11 protein-coding genes are annotated in these 19,331 nt (G+C 35.4%); 2 read left to right on the top strand and 9 right to left on the bottom strand.

The window, feature by feature from the left end; all coding sequences use genetic code 11:
* Window positions 1-67 precede the first annotated feature (67 nt).
* The gene (locus CHB81_RS15945) at window positions 68-1,027 is read left to right on the top strand and encodes a glycosyl hydrolase 53 family protein (protein WP_254921130.1); all 960 of its coding nucleotides are present in this window, start codon (window positions 68-70) and stop codon (window positions 1,025-1,027) included.
* 83 nt (window positions 1,028-1,110) lie between these two features.
* Window positions 1,111-3,546 carry a DUF4982 domain-containing protein gene (locus tag CHB81_RS15940; protein WP_089352855.1) on the top strand — a complete coding sequence of 812 codons (2,436 nt, stop codon included), beginning with the start codon at window positions 1,111-1,113 and terminating at the stop codon, window positions 3,544-3,546.
* 574 nt (window positions 3,547-4,120) lie between these two features.
* Here CHB81_RS15940 and CHB81_RS15930 read toward each other — a convergent pair.
* From CHB81_RS15930 to CHB81_RS15885, 9 genes are all read right to left on the bottom strand, one after another.
* The gene (locus CHB81_RS15930) at window positions 4,121-5,881 is read right to left on the bottom strand and encodes an alpha-keto acid decarboxylase family protein (RefSeq protein WP_089352853.1); all 1,761 of its coding nucleotides are present in this window, start codon (window positions 5,879-5,881) and stop codon (window positions 4,121-4,123) included.
* A 1-nt stretch (window position 5,882) separates the two neighbouring features.
* Window positions 5,883-7,607, bottom strand: coding sequence for an FAD-dependent oxidoreductase (locus CHB81_RS15925; protein WP_089352852.1), 1,725 nt, complete (start codon window positions 7,605-7,607; stop codon window positions 5,883-5,885).
* 836 nt (window positions 7,608-8,443) lie between these two features.
* Complete coding sequence (locus tag CHB81_RS15920; protein WP_089352851.1) at window positions 8,444-9,109, bottom strand: outer membrane beta-barrel protein; 666 nt, start codon at window positions 9,107-9,109, stop codon at window positions 8,444-8,446.
* A gap of 15 nt (window positions 9,110-9,124) precedes the next feature.
* Complete coding sequence (locus CHB81_RS15915; RefSeq protein WP_089352850.1) at window positions 9,125-10,417, bottom strand: TolC family protein; 1,293 nt, start codon at window positions 10,415-10,417, stop codon at window positions 9,125-9,127.
* An 11-nt stretch (window positions 10,418-10,428) separates the two neighbouring features.
* On the bottom strand, window positions 10,429-13,542 hold the full coding sequence (locus tag CHB81_RS15910) for an efflux RND transporter permease subunit (protein ID WP_089352849.1): 3,114 nt from the start codon (window positions 13,540-13,542) through the stop codon (window positions 10,429-10,431).
* 313 nt (window positions 13,543-13,855) lie between these two features.
* Window positions 13,856-15,013 carry an efflux RND transporter periplasmic adaptor subunit gene (locus CHB81_RS15900; protein WP_089352847.1) on the bottom strand — a complete coding sequence of 386 codons (1,158 nt, stop codon included), beginning with the start codon at window positions 15,011-15,013 and terminating at the stop codon, window positions 13,856-13,858.
* Window positions 15,014-15,374: 361 nt separating this feature from the next.
* On the bottom strand, window positions 15,375-16,760 hold the full coding sequence (locus tag CHB81_RS15895; protein ID WP_089352846.1) for a HAMP domain-containing sensor histidine kinase: 1,386 nt from the start codon (window positions 16,758-16,760) through the stop codon (window positions 15,375-15,377).
* Entirely contained in the window at window positions 16,757-17,437 is a 681-nt protein-coding gene (locus CHB81_RS15890) for a response regulator transcription factor (protein WP_089352845.1), read from the bottom strand. The genes CHB81_RS15895 and CHB81_RS15890 overlap by 4 nt, the downstream gene beginning before the upstream one ends.
* Window positions 17,438-17,907: 470 nt before the next feature.
* Window positions 17,908-18,867: a family 43 glycosylhydrolase gene (locus CHB81_RS15885; protein WP_089352844.1), complete on the bottom strand. Its 960-nt coding sequence runs from the start codon at window positions 18,865-18,867 to the stop codon at window positions 17,908-17,910.
* Window positions 18,868-19,331: the final 464 nt, after the last annotated feature.

Genomic DNA, 19,331 nt, shown 5'->3' with positions numbered 1-19,331 from the left:
AAATTTACTTAAAATTATATCTTTTTTGATGCTAATTGTCCTTGCATTTACTTCTTGTAAATCAAAAATGATTAGCAAAAAAAACTCCTTTTCAAACGGAGCAGATGTAGGCTGGCTGCCACAAATGGAAGCAACAGGTTATAAGTTTTATGACGCAGACGGTTCTCAAAAAGACTGTCTGCAATTACTAAAAGACCGAGGAATAAATACCATTCGTTTGCGCGTTTGGGTAAACCCTAATGATGATAAAGCCAGCGGACACTGCAGTCCCCAAGAAACAGTTGTCATGGCGGTTCGCGCGCAAAAAAAGGGAATGCGTATCATGATCGATTTTCATTACAGCGATTCATGGGCAGATCCCGGCAAACAAAATAAACCTGCTGCATGGGCAAAACATTCTTTTCCTGAATTGTTAACCGATGTTTACCAACATACTTATGATGTCTTGAAAATGTTGAAAAAAGCGGGAGTAACACCGGAATGGGTTCAGGTTGGAAATGAAATTCCGGGTGGAATGCTTTGGCCGGAAGGAAGTACAGATAATTTCAGTCAGTTGGCACAATTACTGGATAAAGGATACGAAGCAACAAAAGCCATCGATCCAAAAATTAAAGTAATCGTTCATTTGGACGAAGGAAATAAAAGTGAAAAATTCAGATGGTTTTTTGACAAAGCGACTGAAAATAAGGTAAAATATGATGTAATTGGTTTATCCTATTATCCATATTGGATCAAAACCGATTATCAAAGTACAATTTTAGATTTAGAAAATAATCTAAAAGACATGGCTTCCCGTTACAATAAAGAAGTGATGGTGGTAGAAGTTGGTGGCGATTATACAGCAGTACAAAATACCAAAGAAATGCTTGAAGCTACTATAAAAGCCGTAAAAAGCGTACCTGATCATAAAGGTTTAGGTGTTATTTATTGGGAACCGCAAGGCGAAAAAAGCTGGAGCGGTTATCAATTAAACGCTTGGCTTTCTGATGGGAAACCGTCGCCGGCTTTGGATGCTTTCAAAAATTAAAAATTAAATTTTACCATTAAGATATTAAGTTTCATTAAGCTAAATGATCTTAATCTCTTAATAGTGAAAAAATAAAACATAAAATGAAATTAATTTTTAGATCAATATTGTTCGTATTTCTTCTGGTTTTTTCTTCTGGAAAAATGATGTCACAATCCACTACTGTTTTAAAAGATAACTGGCGCTTTTCTAAAGCCGTAAAAGGAGATGCCTTTTCTGTAGATTTTAATACTTCAAAGTGGGAAAAAGTGAGTGTACCACACGATTGGGCTATTTATGGACCTTTTGATAAAGAATGGGACAAACAAGTTTCGGCAATTGAACAAAATGGAGAAAAAGTGCCTACAGAAAAAACGGGTCGTACCGGAGCACTTCCGCATATTGGTACAGGTTGGTATCGCAATACATTTTCTATTCCAGAATTTAAAAAAGGAAAAAAAGCACTTCTTATTTTTGAAGGCGCAATGAGTGAACCACAAGTTTATTTAAACGGAAAAAAGGTTGGAGAATGGGGTTATGGATACAGCTATTTTTATATTGATATTTCGAAAGATTTAATAGCCGGATCAGAAAATGTAATGGCTGTAAAATTGACTAATGAACCATTTTCTTCAAGATGGTATCCCGGTGCAGGTTTATATAGAAAAGTGAGCATTGTAGTAAAAGAAGAAGAAAACTTTGTACAATGGGGAACTTTTATTACAACTCCATACATCACAGAAAATACTGCTGTTGTCGATCTTAAAGCTGAAGTCAATGGCAATAATTTGTCGATGGTAACGGAGATAAAAGATGCAACTAATACTACAGTAGCAACACAGAAAGTGACAGAAATAAAAGACGGAAAATTTCATCAGACTATTGATGTTGCAAAACCTCATTTATGGAGTCCTGAAACGCCTTATTTATATACAGCGATTACTAAATTATATGCGGCCGACGGAACTTTAAAAGACGAACAAAGTATAAAATTCGGAATCAGATCGATTAAATACGAAGCCAATAAAGGATTTAGCCTTAACGGAAAAGTAACAAAATTTAAGGGAGTTTGTCTTCATCATGATCTTGGTCCGCTTGGTGCTGCGGTAAACAAAGCGGCACTTCGCAGACAGCTTACGATTCTAAAAGATATGGGATGTAATGCGATTAGAAGTTCTCATAATATGCCTTCTTTTGAACAGCTTGAATTGGCTGACGAAATGGGATTTATGTTTCTTGCCGAAAGTTTTGATGAATGGGCAAAGCCAAAAGTACAAAACGGATATCATCGCTTTTTTGAAGAATACGCAGAGAAAGATATTGTAAATTTAGTGAGAGCTACGAGAAATCATCCTTGTATTGTAATGTGGAGTTCAGGAAATGAAGTTCCGGATCAATATGGAGCCGAAGGTTTGACAAGAGCTAAATTTTTGCAGGATGTTTTTCATAGAGAAGATCCTACGCGTCCGGTAACTGTGGGAATGGATCAGGTAAAACAAACTATGGAATCCGGTTTTGGGGCTTTATTAGATGTACCAGGTTTGAACTATAGAGTTCATCTTTATGAAGAAGCTTATAAATCATTTCCGCAAGGATTTATTTTGGGTTCAGAAACTGCTTCAACGGTGAGTTCAAGAGGAATTTATAAATTTCCTGTTGTACAGCAAAAAGAGAAACAATACGATGATCTTCAGTCTTCGTCTTATGATCTTGAAGCGTGCAGCTGGTCGAATGTTCCTGATGAAGATTTTGTGCTTCAGGATGATAAACCGTGGGTTATTGGCGAATTTGTCTGGACCGGTTTTGATTATTTAGGAGAACCAACGCCTTATGATGAAAAATGGCCATCAAGAAGTTCTTATTTCGGAATTTCTGATTTAGCGGGACTTCCTAAGGACCGTTTTTATTTGTACAGAAGCAGATGGAATAAGGAGGATAAAACGCTTCACATATTGCCACATTGGAACTGGAAAGGAAGAGAAGGCGAAATTACTCCCGTTTTTGTTTACACCAATTATGACAGCGCAGAACTTTTCGTAAACGGAAAAAGTATGGGCGTTCAGAAAAAAAACAATTCAACTCCGCAAAACCGTTATCGTTTAATGTGGAATGATGTGAAATATGAATCTGGAACGGTAAAAGTTGTAGCATTTGATTCAAATGGAAAAATAGCTGCCGAAAGCGAGGTTAGAACCGCCGGAGATCCATACAAAATTATTCTCGAAGCAGATCGTAAAGTCATTAAAGCCGATGGCGATGATATCTCTTTTGTAACCGTTTCGGTTGTAGATAAAAACGGAATTCCGTGTCCTACAGCAGTTGATGAACTTCAATTTAAAGTAACCGGAGCAGCAACGTACAGGGCTGCATGCAATGGCGATGCCACATCATTGGAAATATTTCACGAAAACAAAATGAAGCTTTTCAGCGGTAAACTAGTGGTCTTGGTTAAAGCAGTCAAAACTACAGGTGCAATACAATTGGAAGTAACAGGTAAAGGACTTCAGAAAGGTAAAATAAATTTAAAGTCAGAGCGTTAATAATTTGAATATTTCAATTATGAAAAATTGATTTTCCATCTCAAAATTACTGGTAATGTTTTAGAAGGTGTTTTTATAGAATAGCAATATAACTAACTAAAAAAGAACACAAATTTATAATTTTTGAATAATTAAAGAGACGACCAAAATTGATCGTCTCTTTTGTTTTTTTGACTTTTAAAGTTTCGAACCTAGCCCCGTTAAAACTTGATTTTGCTGAATTTTTAGTTTTCAAAAACTTCATGTGCCACGATTTTGCCATAAAATTTAAAACATTGAAAATTTAGATAATAATTAAGTTAACTGCCTTAGTTTTTTGTAGCAAATTAGAAAACTCCATTTTAAAATAAATCCTAAATTGAGGCAAAGTCAGAGACATTTGTAGTTTTGGTGATGAATACTTCGCAGAGCAGAGTTTACATTGGCAAAGTGCAATCAGAAAAAGGTGTAAAAATAATAAAGTAAAAAATAAGTAAACACAGATTCATTAAAATAGCCATCTCAGGAATTAGAACTGAGACGGCTTTTTTTGTTTGTCCTGACGAAATGTTTTAAAAATTAACCCGTCTTAAACCTAACATAAACTCCAGTTTTTATCCAGAAATTCATCCTCTCCTGGCTCCTCTGTCTTATAAGCAATTGCTTCTGGAATAGACGTCTTAGGTATGTTTACATGTATAATGGTGTTTTCCTTAATGCTGTCTAGCTGTATCAAAACTCCCTCGAGTTCGTCGAGACTGTTGACTTCAAAACCTTTACCTCCAAATACATCAACGAGTTTTGCATATTTCCAACGGTGCATTTCGTTGTAATCATAAACGTTGTTTAAATCGGGAACACTATATTCTACCTTATCTGCACCACGAAACGGATTTGGATTAACAAGCATTTGTTCAATACCGTAAATACCATTATCCAAAACAAAAACAATGGTGTCGTGTTTCAGTTTATTCTGTGTAGATATAGCCTGACAGGTTTCCTGAAAAGCACCATCTCCAACAAATACTACCGGCCTTTTATCAGGTCTGGCACATTTTATTCCGGTTGCTGCAGGAACAGAATAACCTATCGAAAGCCATGATGCCTGTGCTACGAATCCGTTAGGTTCTGCAATACGAATACCTTGGGCACCCAATAAAGGAAAACCAGCATCGGCAACCACTATATGTCTCTCGTCTATAAAACTATTGATTCGGCTGAAAAACGTATCATAAGTAAGAGCCGGTTTTCCTTTTTTCGTTATTTTGTTATTAGCCAGGAAAAATGACTCAGGCAGCTTCTCTGCATCGTACATTTCGTAAGCACTAAAAGTAACTTTGGTAAGTTCTTCTTTTAGAAATATAATAAAATCTCTTAGCGATACATTGGCAACATAAGAAGCGCCAATCCTTACACCGCTGTGATTGGCAAGTACAGTATCTTCTTTCCAGACATCAAAACCACCCAGGTTTTTGCCGGTGGTCCATACACCAAGACCAATTTTTAGCTGAGCTTTTTCGAATTGTTCCTTAACATCTTTTGGAGATGCTTTGCCATTAAAAACACCTTTGAACTTAGGATGGTTTTCGGATACGATTGATTTCCCGAGTATAGAGGTCACAAATTCTGTATCGGTACTTTCGATCAGATCCAGGAATTCTTTTTGAATACCGTAGCGCTGGATTTCAATGCCACCCCAGAAAATAATTTCTTTTCCGCGTGCCAATGCAGCTACTCTTTGAGCAGCCTTGCGTGCACTTGTTTGACATTTAGATAACTCTCTTTCTACCAATGGAGTGACAGGTGGATTACATTCCATTCGCCATACATCTTCAAAAACCTCAAGATAAACCGGTCTTCCATATAAGATACAGGCATTCAAGATTGCGTCAATTTTATAAGGAGCATCTGATGAACCTGTGATTTGTTCTGCCGCAACGGTAACGTTTCGAAACACATTGATGTTGCTATACATATCACCTGTCATATGCGATGCCAGCATGCCCTGAACGAGACTTCGTTGCTGGTCTTTGTTGGTTGGAGCTCCATTAATGACAAGCACGGGACAGTGCTCTACATAAGAACCTGCAACTGAATTGAGCAGCGTAAATGCTCCCACGCCATACGTTACCGCTACTGCAGCGAAGCCGTTTAGACGTGCGTAGGCATCAGCGCAATGCCCGGCGTTTATTTCATTTGTGTCGTTAACGATTTTAATTTTTGCATTTTTGTCTTCGTGAATCGTATTTAAAAACGGCGCGGTATAATTGCCTGCAATTCCAAATAAATACGTGAGTCCTAATTGTTCCAGGCGTATTTGCAGGTATTTTGCAACGGAGATTTTTTTCTGTGACATCTTAAATTGGGTTATTCAGGTTACCAGTATTTTCGTTGACCTCGAGTGCGGTACGGATTCCGGACTCGATGGCGCCTTCAATCCAGGCATGTTTCAGGGAAGTATGCTCTCCTGCAAAATGTGCTTTTCCATTCCATTCGGTTGAGATGATGTGACGCTGTAATAATTGTAACTGTCCTGGATTAAATATTGCCGCTTCACCATAAGCATACGGGTCGCGCATCCAGCTTTGTGTTGCAGCACCGATCAATTTTCCGGCTTTGTCTTCTTTATGGTCCTTGATGCTCGAGCTAATTACAGCAAGGTCGATAATGCGCTGCTGTTCCTTCTCATCATCGGAGTGCATGATGGCCAGGTTTTTAAGCGCATAAAAATACCTGTCGTCGTCATCCATAGAATCCCAGCGGCTTGCTTCGTCAGACCAGCAATAAGATGCCAGTACAACACCATGTCCTTTACTTCCCAAATCATTACTAGGATAATAGGTGAAACGGTTCGAAAAATCAGTAATCGTACCGCCACCAACAATATTATAAGGTGCTTCCTGCCACCATTTCTCACGAAATTCCAGCAATATTTTAGTAGCAGAATCGTAGTGCAGTTCTCGGATTGCTTTTCGTTTATGCTGCTTGAATTGTGGCGTTACATACACATGTCTTAATGCCGAAAAGGGTATGGTGACAATCACTTCATCAAATTCCAGGTCACTGATCGGCGTTTTTAATGCTTTGAATCCTGCGTCTTCATAAAACTGAAAGTCTCGCTGTACTTCAATATCCACTTCTATCTTTACCTTGTCGTTAACGAGCGTCATTTTGGTCATCCTGCAATCAAAATAGGTGTTTTCTTCGAGACTATGAGCTTTGAAGAATGCATTTGGCAGCATGTCGCTTCCGCCAACAATTTCCATAAACCGAGTAGAATCCTTGATGATATTTTGCTCAATAAAACTTTGGATAAAATCATAGGCCATCCTGGATTCCAGATTTTGCATGACCCCAATCATCTCGATGGCATTCTCTGAATACATCGAATTTTCTTTTAAGAAACGACGCATCGAATATTCTCCGTAACGTTCAATCAGCAAAGGCCAGTTCTTCTCAGGATCTTCTGCAATAAAAGCCTTAAGCGGATTAATGAGATTGGCCATTAACTGGTCGGCACGCATGTTTTCGCTGCTACCCAGATGAAAATCCAGTAGTTTGTTTACATCGACAACTGTAGTTTTATTTTTTGGGATATATTCATTCTGGACAACACGTTTGCGATTAACGTAGAAAAGGGAATTTCTAGTAACCTCCGGCTCTGGTTTAGTGGGGTCTGCCTGATGTGCAATTGCCTGTTCCTTATCGACAGACAGATAATAAAAAGGCTCGGTTTTGAGTCCGAGTTTATCAATGTATTTGAGTACCATCTGGTGTATGGTTGGGATGCGCATCGCACCGGCTTCACCATAAACACTGTCGTCTTCAAAATATTTTTTGTTTTTAGAATTCCTGAAAGTCTTGATCCTGCCGCCAACACGGGTGTTTGATTCGACTATCGTAACATTATGCCCCGCCTGTTTTAAAAGACCCGCGGCTACCATTCCTGCCATTCCTGCACCAATGATCAATACATCTTTTGGTTTATCCGTACGCGGGATTCCCTCGTCAATGTACTTTAAGTATTGCTGGACAATAAGGTCGTTGTCTTCGTCGAGTAAGCCGTGTAAATAGTTTTCCATGATTAGGTAGTTTAGTTATTGGTTTATTCTTTTTGCGGATGAAATTCTTTAACAAATAAACTCAGTAAAATCCGTATTTTTAAGCGTAATTCTACCTGTTTTTATATTATGGAATACGAGATTTTTGATTCTACAGATCAAAAGCACTGCTTTTTTGTATGAGAGCAATCTTATTTTATTGTTTTACTCAATTTAAATTTATAATCCAAAGGTGACACCAATCAAAGATGTCAAACTTTCATTATATGATTAGGAGATGATTTTTCTGCTATAATTATTTTAGAAAGAAAGTTTATTAGAGACCTTTCTGGTTTGCTTGAAGAATAGTAGTTAACTTTATATATCTATCAATGAATTTGAAAACTGCATTTTTTTAAGATATCATTCCAATATTCAATGAGAAATTTAAAACCTCAAGATCTCCAAAGTATTCTAATAAAAAGCTGTGCAATCCCGAAAGCCTTCGGGACTGACTTTGCATATTTTTTTTGGGTTTCTTAGAAATTGTAAATTTTATGTCAATTTATTTCAGGACGAGACATAAACGATACTCCTAAAAATCTATTTCTTTTATATAGACCAATATTAAAGGATCAAACAAAAGATATTGATCTACGCAGTGGATTAATTACTTCCTTCTCATTGATATGAAATAAGCTTAAACAGATCCACATTAAAAATGGCAAATTTCGGGGTTGATAATTAATTTGTACGATGAGGTAGGTCAATAAAAACTATTGATCTAAATCAATAGTTTTCTAATTTTATTAGCGATTTATCAGTATCATTTAACCAGTTTGTTCAAGGATATGGCAACTAGGATCTATTGTTGAAAATCAAGGATTACTAAAAGTATACCCTATTGTAACAAAAAAGCTCTCATTATAAATTTTCCATTGCTGTTTTGTATTTGCATTTTCGATTAGTGGTACAAAGCCACGGATAAATCTTCCGCCAATATTAATACCATTTGGTAATTCATAATTTAAACCTGCAACAAAACCGGCATCCATTTTCTGACTATAATTGCTTGGAGCTTCACCAGTGCCATAAATTGATTTATCAGTATATGTATTTCCGTTGGTATCTTTATGTTGTACAGAAGCGTTTAATAAAACACCCAGATATGGTCCTGCATAAACCTGAAATCCTTTATAATAAAAACAGGGACTGGCAGGAAATATATCTATATACTGACGTTTAAATTTACTTGTGAATTCTGGATTTATCCCGTCATTAATTTTGATTGTCATAAATCGTCGGCTGTAAAATAATTCGTGTTTTAAACCAAAGTATTTAGATGTTTTATTGTCGAGCGTAATTCCAATTGTTTGCCCAATTGTACTTTTTTGATAACCATCATTAGATAAGTTATCAATATTTTTTCCTGTCAAATATGCAGAGTTTAAACCGCCACTTATTCCAAAAGTAAGTCCTTCTTGTTGCGCGCTGATTTTTAATATAAAAAAGAGCATGAAGAAAATTGTATATGTATTTTTCATATTTTTTAGATTATTTTAAAAATTAATATCCCAAATGCCAGCGGTTTTTTCTAGTTCAACCAGTGCTGCGGCATAATTGTACAGGGTTTCATAATAATTAAGTTGAGTTTCATTAAAGGTTCGTTGCGCATTTAATACATCGAGCAGAGTGGTTTCTCCACGTTTATAACTGTAGATTTTTCCATCGAGTAATCGTTGTGCATCAGCTAGCAAACCAGTATTAAATTGGCGAACCTGTTTTTGTGTGGTGAGATAGTTAAACCATGCTTTTCTAACCTCTGTCTGGATTTGTAATTCTGTTTGTTTATATAAAACATCAGCTTGTTGCACACTATATTCAGCAGCTTTTAACTCTCCTTTATAGCGATTAGAAAATTTTAGCGGAATATTAATACCCATCGACACAGTATTTGAAGATGGAGTAGGAGCAACAATATTGGTTACTACAGAGGCACTTTCTACTCCCATATTTAATCCTAAGTCCAAAACTCTATTTGCTTTGGCCAATTTTAAAACATCTTCTGATACATTTTTATTTTTTAGCGCTGCCAATAAATCGGCTCGATTATTTTCGGCAGAAACGATAAGCTCACTTAAATCAAATAAACGATCAAATTTTGTTAAATCGCCAATAGGCAAATACAAACTATCTGCTTTTTGATTCCCTGTCAGAGTGCCCAATTCCAATAAGGCAGTTTTCCAATCGGCTTCACTTTGGTAAACGTCATTAAGCATAGAGTTGGCTTCAAGTTTACTTTGACGGGCATCAATTTCGGTAATACTACCCAACTTAAAACGAATACTATCTGCTACAGCTATATTCTTAAGAATAGTGAAGGAGGTTAATTGTACTTTAAAGATTTCCTTTTGCTTTAGGCTGGTTAGATAATTTAAAGTTGCATCGGCGCGCAGATTTCGAAAATAGTCTTCCAATAAAGCTTTGGTTAGTTCATTATTGCTTTTTGCTACATTTATTCGGGCTTTTCTTTTCCCGCCAAGTTCCAATGTCCAGCTTAATTCAGTCGAAAAACCATAACCCATTTGCATTCTTCGTTGACCATTGTCGTGGCCTCCTATTGCCAGTTCAGGATCCGGAAAAACTTTCGAAGCTTCAATATTAGCTTCAGCGATATTGACATTAAATTTTTCGGCAGCATATCCTAAATTATTTTTGTTTACTAATGATAAGAAATCAGGGTAATTCATTTTTACTCGTGTAAATGTGGTATCAATTTGAGCGTTTGATACTGTTGAAATATTCAGCAGCAGCAAAAGCATTACCCATTTAGATATTATATTTTTAATCATAATTCATCATTTTATTGATTATTGATTTCATCTTTTTGCACTTCATTTCCCTCATCAAATTTTTTCTCGATGAGATAGTAAAGTGATGGTAAAACGAATAGCGTTAGTATCGTAGAAAATAGCAATCCGTAGACAATTACTGTTGCAAGGGGTCTTTGTACATCGCTGCCTATACCGGTTGCCAGTGAAGCTGGTAATAAGCCCAATACAGCTACTGTTGCAGTCATTAATACTGGTCGGAAGCGTTGTTTTGCTCCATTTGTAACTGCGCAGAGTAAGTCCATTCCTTTTTTGCGAAGCTGGTTAATGTGCGAAATCATGATAACTCCGTTTTGTATCGCAACGCCAAACAAGGCGATAAAACCAACTGCCGAAGACACATTGAGCGTCATGCCACGTACATTAAGTGCCAACATTCCTCCAAATAATGCCAGCGGAACGATACTCATTAATAATCCTGCCTGACGAAATTTCCCGAATGCACCATATAATAATACAAACATTAGCGCCAGAGCAAGAGGAACTATTATTGCCAAATGGCTATAGGCGCGTTCTTGATTTTCAAATTGTCCACCCCATTTTATCTTAAATTGTTCATGATCATATTTTATTTTTTCTTCAATTTTGGATTGTGCTTCACTCAGGAAAGAACTTAAATCGGTGTCTCTTAAATTTAAACGAACAGTAAGATGTCGTTTGTTCATTTCTCGGGCAATAGTACTTTCTCCGGTATTGAGTTTGATGTCGCATACTTGTGATAAAGGAATTTTTATTCCTTCGGAATTAGTAAGCATTAGGTTTCCTATTTTTTCAGGATTATCACGGCTTTCTTCATTGTAACGTGTAGTGATGTCGTAGACTTTGTTGCCAACAAAAATTTGAGAAACGGCTTTTCCTCCCATAGCAACTTCTATCAATTCTGAAACATCATCTACGTTCAACCCGTATTGAGCAATCTTTTGACGATCGGCAATAACCTGTATTTGTGGTAAAGGAGGTTCCTGGTCAATAGCTAAGTCTACAGCTCCTTTTACATTTTTAAGCGTTTGAATAATATCTTCGGCAATTCGGCGCGTTTCCTTATAATCTTCACCATAAACTTTTACAACCAATTCGCTGTGCGCTCCAGAGATTTTATCCATTACACCATCGATCATGGGTTGCGAAAAACCAACATTATATCCGGGCATAGTTGCATATTCGGCAGCAAGTTCTTTGATTAAATCGGCTTTGGTTTTACCTGATTTCCACTCATTATAAGGTTTTAACCCAATACTGCATTCAAAATGAGAAGGCGTCCAGGCATCTGTTCCATCATCATTGCGTCCTGCTTGTACCATCATATAAGTTACTTCATCATGTTTTAAAGTTCGATGACGCAGCGTATCACTCATTTCTTTTGATTTCTCTAAAGTAATACCTGGCGGTAATGAAACTTGCAGCCAAATTGAGCCTTCATCCAAAGGAGGTAAAAAATCTTTTCCTACCAATACAGTAAGCGCAAATGCAAGGACTAATACTGCAATTAAAGGTGCAAATACTTTTTTTGGAGCCTGCATTATTTTTTGAATGCGATTATGATAAGAACCCGTGAGTTTGTCCAGCCATTTATTGTGATACATTTTTTGTGGTTTGCGATAGATAAAATATGCCAATCCCGGAATAAGCAGCAAAGCAACCAATAATGCTCCAAAAAGTGCATATCCGACAGTAAATGCCATTGGGGTGAATAGTTTTTTCTCTACACGCTCAAAGGCAAATAAGGGCAGGTAAGCCGTAATAATTATCAGAGTAGCAAAAAAGATAGGACGAGCAACACTTTTTACTCGCTCTGCAATGCTTTTTTCGGTGAGTTCTACGTCTTCATTATCCTCTCGTTTTTTCAGGATAGTTTCCATCATTACGATTGCGCCATCTACAATAATTCCAAAATCAATTGCTCCCAGCGAAAGTAAATTGGCTGGAATATTGGTAAGTTTCATTAAGATAAAAGCAATTAAAAGTGAAATAGGAATTGTAATTGCTACTAATAAAGCACCTCTCCAACTACCCAGAAAAACAATTAATACAATAATTACCAGTGCCATTCCTTCTAATAAAGTATGAGAAACAGTAGAAAGTGTTGTTTCTACCAAACTGGTTCTGTCTAAAAAAGTATGGATCTGAACTCCTTCCGGAAGATAGTTTTTATTTAAATCATCAACCGCTTCGTTTACACCTTTTAAAACTACCGATGGGTTTTGATTTTTCAGCAAAAGCACAATTCCTTCGATATTATCCGAATAGTCGACACCACGTTTGTCTGTATATCCCAATGCACCTTTGCGCTCGAGATTTCCGTATTTTAATTTTCCAATATCGTTTAAATAAATAGGAACTCCATTTACCGATTTCACTACAATTCGGCCAATATCATTCAGATTTTTTACCAAACCTATTCCGCGTACAACATATGATTGATCACCACGATTGATGACGCTCCCGCCAACATTGGCATTGTTTTTTTCGATAGTTTCAGTTATTTCGCTTAGTGATAAACCATATTGCTCTATTTTTCGAGGATCAAGTTCAACCTGATATTGCGTTGTGATTCCGCCAAAATTGGTAACATCAGCAACGCCTGAAACCTGCTTGATTCTAGGAATAATGGTGTACTCCTGTAATTCACTTAACTCGCGTAAATCATGGCTTTTGCTTTCAATGATATAGCGAAATATTTCGCCGGTAGGAGAGGTCAGCGGGTCTAATCCGGGTGTTGCTCCATATGGTAATTCGACATCATTTAAACGTTCCTGAATTCTTGTTCGTGCAAAGTAATCTTCGATACCATCATCAAAAACGATGGTTACCATAGATAATCCAAAAGTACTTTTGCTTCGCATAACATGCATGCCCGGTAAACCGTTTATTGCACGTTCGATCGGAATAGTGATTTGTTGTTCTATTTCTTCGGCAGCAAGACCGGGAACCTGTGTTACAACTTGCGAGGTTACATCTCCAATATCAGGGTAAGCCTCTACCGAGAGTTTTGTCCACGAATAGTAGCCAAATAAAGAAAGGAGTAAAAATAACGCCAGAATAAGCCAGCGTTTTGCTATTGTTGTTTCAAATATATTTTGTTTCATTTTTTTTCTTGTTAAGGTTCAAAGGCTCAAAGGTTCAAAGGCTCAAAGGCTCAAAGGTTCAGAGGTTCAGAGGTTCTGAGATACTAAGGTTTAAAGATTGGGTATTTTTTTTGCCACTCCCGATAGCTCCCGGAATACTCAGATTATTAGGATTTCAAACCTTTGCGAACCTTTGGTGAATCTTTGCGGTTAATTTTTTTGCCACTCCAGATAGTTATCGGGATAAAGGATTAAAAGGATTCAAAAGTTTTTTAACGCTATCTACAGAAAACCTTTGTCCCTTTGTCCCTTTGCAACTCAGAACCTCTTGACTTTATTTCGCTTCAAGCAGATAAAAAGCACCTTCGCTTATAACTGTTTCATTTGATTTTAATCCGGATTGTATTGCTATTTTTCCATTGTTGGAAATTCCAGTTTCAACATAACGTCTAGCATATTTTCCTTTTGCGAGTTTTACAAATACAAAACTTTTGTCGTTAAACTGTAAGACAGCTTTGGCGGGAACAAATAAGGTGTTTTTTGGTGTATCGATAAATTTCACAGTTACATACATACCGGGTTTAAGAGTGTGATCCTTATTAAGACATTCAATTAATACTTGTACACTACGGGTGGCTTCATCAACCATTTCGTCGACATGGTATATTTTGCCTGTGATTTTTTTATCAGGACAAGAGGCAACCTGAATTTCGGCACCATCTAATTCCTGTATAAAACGAATATCTTTTTCTTTAATCTGTCCTGCAACCCAAACCTTTTTTAAATCGGCAACTTTAGCTTTGGGAGCATCATCAGCTTTTATATATTGCCCCATGACTACTTCGTTTGTTATGATTTCTCCCGCAATAGGGGAGGTAATTATTAAGGGTTGACCAAAAACAAGTTTGTTCACATTTACCCCAAATATTTTTAAGCTCGCAACAGCATTTTGATACTCTTTTTCGTTTACTTGAAAGTTGGTTTCTGCTTCTTCTAAATCTTTTTGAGAACCTACACCATTACTTTTTAAATCTTGTTGGCGTCTTAACGAAAGCTTCGCTATTTGAAAAGTCGATTTTGCCTGAAAGAAGTTTTTTTGTGCATCAATAAAATCAGGTGAAACCATTTCGAAAAGGGGTGTTCCAGCCTGAGTTTTCATGCCTAGTTTTAAATATACTTTGGTTACTCTGCCAGAAAATGGAGGAGCAATTTCTGCATAAAAATTAGGAATTGCTTTTACCGTTCCAGCCGTTATTAATTGGGATTGATATTGCTCGGATTTAACAGTTTCCAATCTTAGTTTAGGTGCAATTGTAGATGTTTCAGGAACAAGAATAGTATCGTTTTGTACGGAATAATTATCTTTTTCTATTGTTATTTTTTTATCATTACATGCAGCAAGGATGGTCATTGCAATTAAAAAAAGAATACTATTTTGATTTAGATTTTTGAATATTAAGAGTCTGTACTTGGATTTTCTTTTGTGCATCATAATAGTTTGTTTTTATGTAAACCTAACAGGTTATGAAAAGCTGTTAGGTTTACGTTGAAGTTTAGGCGAGAACTATTTTTATTAAACAAAACAGCTTCCTTTTATAATGGTGCAAAAATAGAGCAACCCCTGAAGAGGGGTTGTTAGAGATGTTTTAGAAAAAAATTAGAATTTTATTAGAAAGTTGTTTTGGCTATCCTGCCAGGTTTTTTCAACCTTGTAAGTATAATTGTTTTTAGCCACTCCCGATAGCTATCGGGAGCAGATTTTGGCAGATTTGTTTTTTTGATCTATTAAAAAATTATCTGCGTGCATCTGTTTAAATCTGCGTGAAAAAATAATTTAATTGTACTAGCAAGATTTAAGCTGTAACATTTTTTACATCATGACAAAGCTCAACCGTAAATATCGTTCCTGTTTTTTTATTAGATGTAACAGAGATTGTTCCGTTATGAAGTAAAATGATTTTTTGGGTCAAAGACAATCCAATACCATTTCCATCGGCATAAATTTTATTTAATCCTCGATAAAATGGTTTAAAGATATGTTTTAAGTCTTCTTCTAAAATTCCAATACCATTATCGGAAAATCGCAAAATAATGGCCTCTTTTTTAAACAAGATGGCAACTTTACTTTGCTTGCTTTCGGAGAATTTACAACCATTTTCGAACAGGTTTACAAAAGCTACTTTTAGTAAATATTCATTTCCATTAACTGTGATTTGGTCATCATCTTCAAAATCATTTTCAAAATGAATAGCTATATTATAATTTGGATTTGATTTTTGAACTTGTTGTTGGGCATCAAGTAAAACTTCATCAATACGTACTTTTTTGAATGCAATTTCTGCAGGATCATAGTTTGCTTTAGCAAGATCGAGTAAACTATTAGATAATTTCGCTATTTTTTTAGCATCTTGTAATGTGTTTGAGATTACGACTTTATATTCTTCGTTATTTCGTTCTTTATTGGTTGATAATTCAAGTTCTGTAATAATAGCCGAAAGAGGTGTTCGTAATTCGTGAGAAATATTAGAAACAAATTGCTTTTGTGAATCAAAGGAATTCTCCAGACGGTTTAGCATTTTATTAAAAGTAGCTGCCAGTTCTGATATTTCATCTTTACTTTGGTTTGTGTCTAATCGCAGGTCAAGATTTGTAGCCGAAATGTTTTTTGCTTTATTTGTCATTCTAACGATAGGTTCAAATGCTTTTTTTGAAAAAAAGCGACCTGCTATATAGAGCAGCAAAATAGATATGATGAAGACAATAATGCAGGTTTCGAGCAAGTTATCTAACTTTATATAGCCAAATCCGTCGTATGCTGCAGCCGTAATTACATATTCTTTTTCTTGAAATTTATATTTCATTCCAATTACCTGCCAATCATTCTGATAAAACTGTATTTCGCTTTTCTGGACGATTTGATCAATCATTGGTTTGGTTTCTTTTACAACATCTATATCAACAGCATCATGATACAATAATTGAAATGAGGTGGTATAAATGGCAACTTCAACTTCATTTAATGTCGCTCGATTGTTTTTATAAATATCTTGTAATGTCTTACTGTTTACTTTGGCATTAAAGAATAAATTGGCTTTGGTAATTGCTTCCTTTTTTAATAATGCATAAAACTCTTTTTCCCTGTTTTCTCTTGCAGAAACCAGAATAATAGCAGCAAATACCAATAAAATAGTAGCTGTTATAATAGTAAACAATATGGTTAGTCTGGTTCTGATTTTCATTCTGCTTTCAAAATAAATCCCATTCCGGATCGGGTATGAATGAGTTTTTTATCAAAATTTTTATCTATTTTTTTTCTTAGATAATTAATATAGACATCAATAAAATTTGTGCCAGTATCAAAAAGAGTATCCCATACTTTCTCTGCAATTTCTGTTCGGGATAAAACACGCTCCGAATTTTGGAGCATATATTCTAAGAGCTTAAATTCTTTTGGAGTAAGGTTTATTTCCGTTTTGTTTCTTACTACATTTTTGGTTTGCAGATTCATTTCAAGATCAGCATATTTCAGAATAAAACCGATATTATTTATAGTATTATTACTTCTCTTTAATAAGGCTCTAATACGAACTAAAAGCTCTCTCATTTCAAAAGGTTTTGTCAGATAATCATCTGCTCCAGCATCAAAACCTTCTACTTTATCATTGGTTGTGCCTAATGCAGTAAGCATTATTATAGGTAAATCGGGTTTAATTTGGCGTATCTCTTTACAGAGATCAAGTCCGTCAAGTTTGGGCAAGATAATATCTGTAATAATCAGATCATATTGATTATTAAGGGCTAGTTTTTTTCCGGATAAACCATCATAAGCTAGTGTTGGAATAAATCCGTGCTCTGTGAGCCCTCTTTGAATGAGTTCTGCTACTCTTTGATCGTCTTCTATTACTAAAATTTTCATCTAAACAAAGTTATAACATTGAAAGTAGAATAGATGAAAACACAATAATTATTTAATGATACGAGATAGGTGGGGGCTGAAGATAAAGTATAAATACCTTTTTAATAAAACCACATGGACACAGTTTTTTAAAGAAAAAAGCATCACCTGTGTTCAGTTGGTACCGTTTGACATTTGCAGAAGTAATAAGTATTCTAATCCAACATCTTAGTCCTATTTTGACTTTTCGAGAAGTTTAAAATTATAATTTAAATGTTTGCTTTTATACCATATTGATATAACAAGTAATGGTGTATTTCGTGTAAGATATGACTGGGGGGAGAATTAATTAAAAAAAAAGAAGTTTTAGTTTAGAAGAAGGTCGCAAATGACCTTCTTCTTTAATATGCAATTCCATCACTTTTGAGATATTTAAGTTCGTAATTAATACGGGGTCTCACAAACTCTTTTAAGAACAAGAGTAAAAGGTTCTAGAATTCGGATACTCCTTTTGGAATTACTTTTTTGATATTTCTCTTGTTGTCAAAATTTAAACTGTCGATACAAAGTTGTCGTAAAACATAATCTTTTTTTTGAGGAAATATGCGGTGGTATAATATATAATCCTGACCTTTTACATTAAAAACAGTATGATGTCCGGGTCCAACTGTCGTACTATCTTTTGAAGTTGTCAAAATTGGGCTGTTAACACCTTCTTTCCATGGACCAAAAGGAGTTTTACCAGTTGAATATCGTACTTTATAAGTTGCATTTGTCGCTTTTCCTTCAGAATACATTAAGTAATATGTATTGTTTTTCTTTAACATAAAAGGAGCTTCAAAATAATTTGGCGGAGTAATATCTTGTGGAGCACCATCAAAAGTGACACCGTCATTTTTTAGTTTTACTATAAAACATTTTCCATTTACCCAATTCAGTCCGGAACCCCAGTACAAATAAATCTGACTATTATCGTCTATGAAACATTCGGCATCGATCATATGATAGCCTTCAAAAAGATTTTTTTTAATTAAAGGAGAATTATCTGCTTTTGCATTCTTCCAGGGACCAAGAGGATTATCTGCAACACCTGCCCAAACTTCGCTTCCCACAGAAACATACATAAAATATTTTCCGTTTTTAGTTTTAACCACAGATGGTGCCCAGACCATTGCATCGCCGGAAGTAGCACTTGTACAGGCTGTTTTTGTAGGCCAGTTGAGGTGTTTTTGATCGAAGGTCTTAAAATCTTTAGTAGCTAAAACGGCCAATTCATTACTTCCCCATGGATCTATTGTAGCATAAATATAAAAAGTATCTTTATATTTAACAATACTTGGATCTGCAAAATAGCCCTCACTTATTGGGTTTGATAATAAAGATGTTGCTTTTTTTTGACCAAAAAAAGAATTGGAAAATAAGAGTAAAAATGAGAAAATGAGTGCTTTCATATACTGTTTTTTTGATTGTTTTTTTTAAAAATTATGTCTTTTATAAAACTGATATTAAAAAAAAGAGATACTTTTTTGATACATTTTCTTCTTGCATCCTAAAAGGAATTGTGAAATAAAATACCTTTCTCAATGATACTAAAGCCGTTTTTTTTTGAATTAAATTGTTAAGTATTAATTCGGCATAAAGAATATACTTTTTTCTTTTCAGTTTTTAAAAGTAATGATAAAATCGATATTTGGTTCTTATTCTTCAAATGAAGTGAGTAAGTTGGTTATTGAAGTTTGTGCAAATTCGTATTTAAAATTGATTTATAATACTTGTGTTCAGACATTACCGTATTGTAGTCCCTTTTTGATTCCATAATTGTAAAACATTCATCTCCATAAATCAATAATTCTTCTTATTGAACCTTCAGTTTGGTGCTGTTTTACAATAAAGGTCAATAAATCTATAGTTTTGA

The organism is Flavobacterium sp. ov086, from assembly GCF_900187965.1.
Classification (GTDB): Bacteria; Bacteroidota; Bacteroidia; order Flavobacteriales; family Flavobacteriaceae; genus Flavobacterium.
The sequence above is the reverse complement of the archived record's forward strand: the minus strand, read 5'-3'. Positions and strand labels throughout refer to the sequence as shown.

Bases quoted from the DNA above. Each gene is read 5' to 3' on its own strand.
- CHB81_RS15945 (WP_254921130.1), top strand. From the start codon at position 68: ATGATTAGCAAAAAAAACTCCTTTTCAAACGGAGCAGATGTAGGCTGG.
- CHB81_RS15940 (WP_089352855.1), top strand. From the start codon at position 1,111: ATGAAATTAATTTTTAGATCAATATTGTTCGTATTTCTTCTGGTTTTT.
- CHB81_RS15930 (WP_089352853.1), bottom strand. From the start codon at position 5,881: ATGTCACAGAAAAAAATCTCCGTTGCAAAATACCTGCAAATACGCCTG.
- CHB81_RS15925 (WP_089352852.1), bottom strand. From the start codon at position 7,607: ATGGAAAACTATTTACACGGCTTACTCGACGAAGACAACGACCTTATT.
- CHB81_RS15920 (WP_089352851.1), bottom strand. From the start codon at position 9,109: ATGAAAAATACATATACAATTTTCTTCATGCTCTTTTTTATATTAAAA.
- CHB81_RS15915 (WP_089352850.1), bottom strand. From the start codon at position 10,417: ATGATTAAAAATATAATATCTAAATGGGTAATGCTTTTGCTGCTGCTG.
- CHB81_RS15910 (WP_089352849.1), bottom strand. From the start codon at position 13,542: ATGAAACAAAATATATTTGAAACAACAATAGCAAAACGCTGGCTTATT.
- CHB81_RS15900 (WP_089352847.1), bottom strand. From the start codon at position 15,013: ATGATGCACAAAAGAAAATCCAAGTACAGACTCTTAATATTCAAAAAT.
- CHB81_RS15895 (WP_089352846.1), bottom strand. From the start codon at position 16,760: ATGAAAATCAGAACCAGACTAACCATATTGTTTACTATTATAACAGCT.
- CHB81_RS15890 (WP_089352845.1), bottom strand. From the start codon at position 17,437: ATGAAAATTTTAGTAATAGAAGACGATCAAAGAGTAGCAGAACTCATT.
- CHB81_RS15885 (WP_089352844.1), bottom strand. From the start codon at position 18,867: ATGAAAGCACTCATTTTCTCATTTTTACTCTTATTTTCCAATTCTTTT.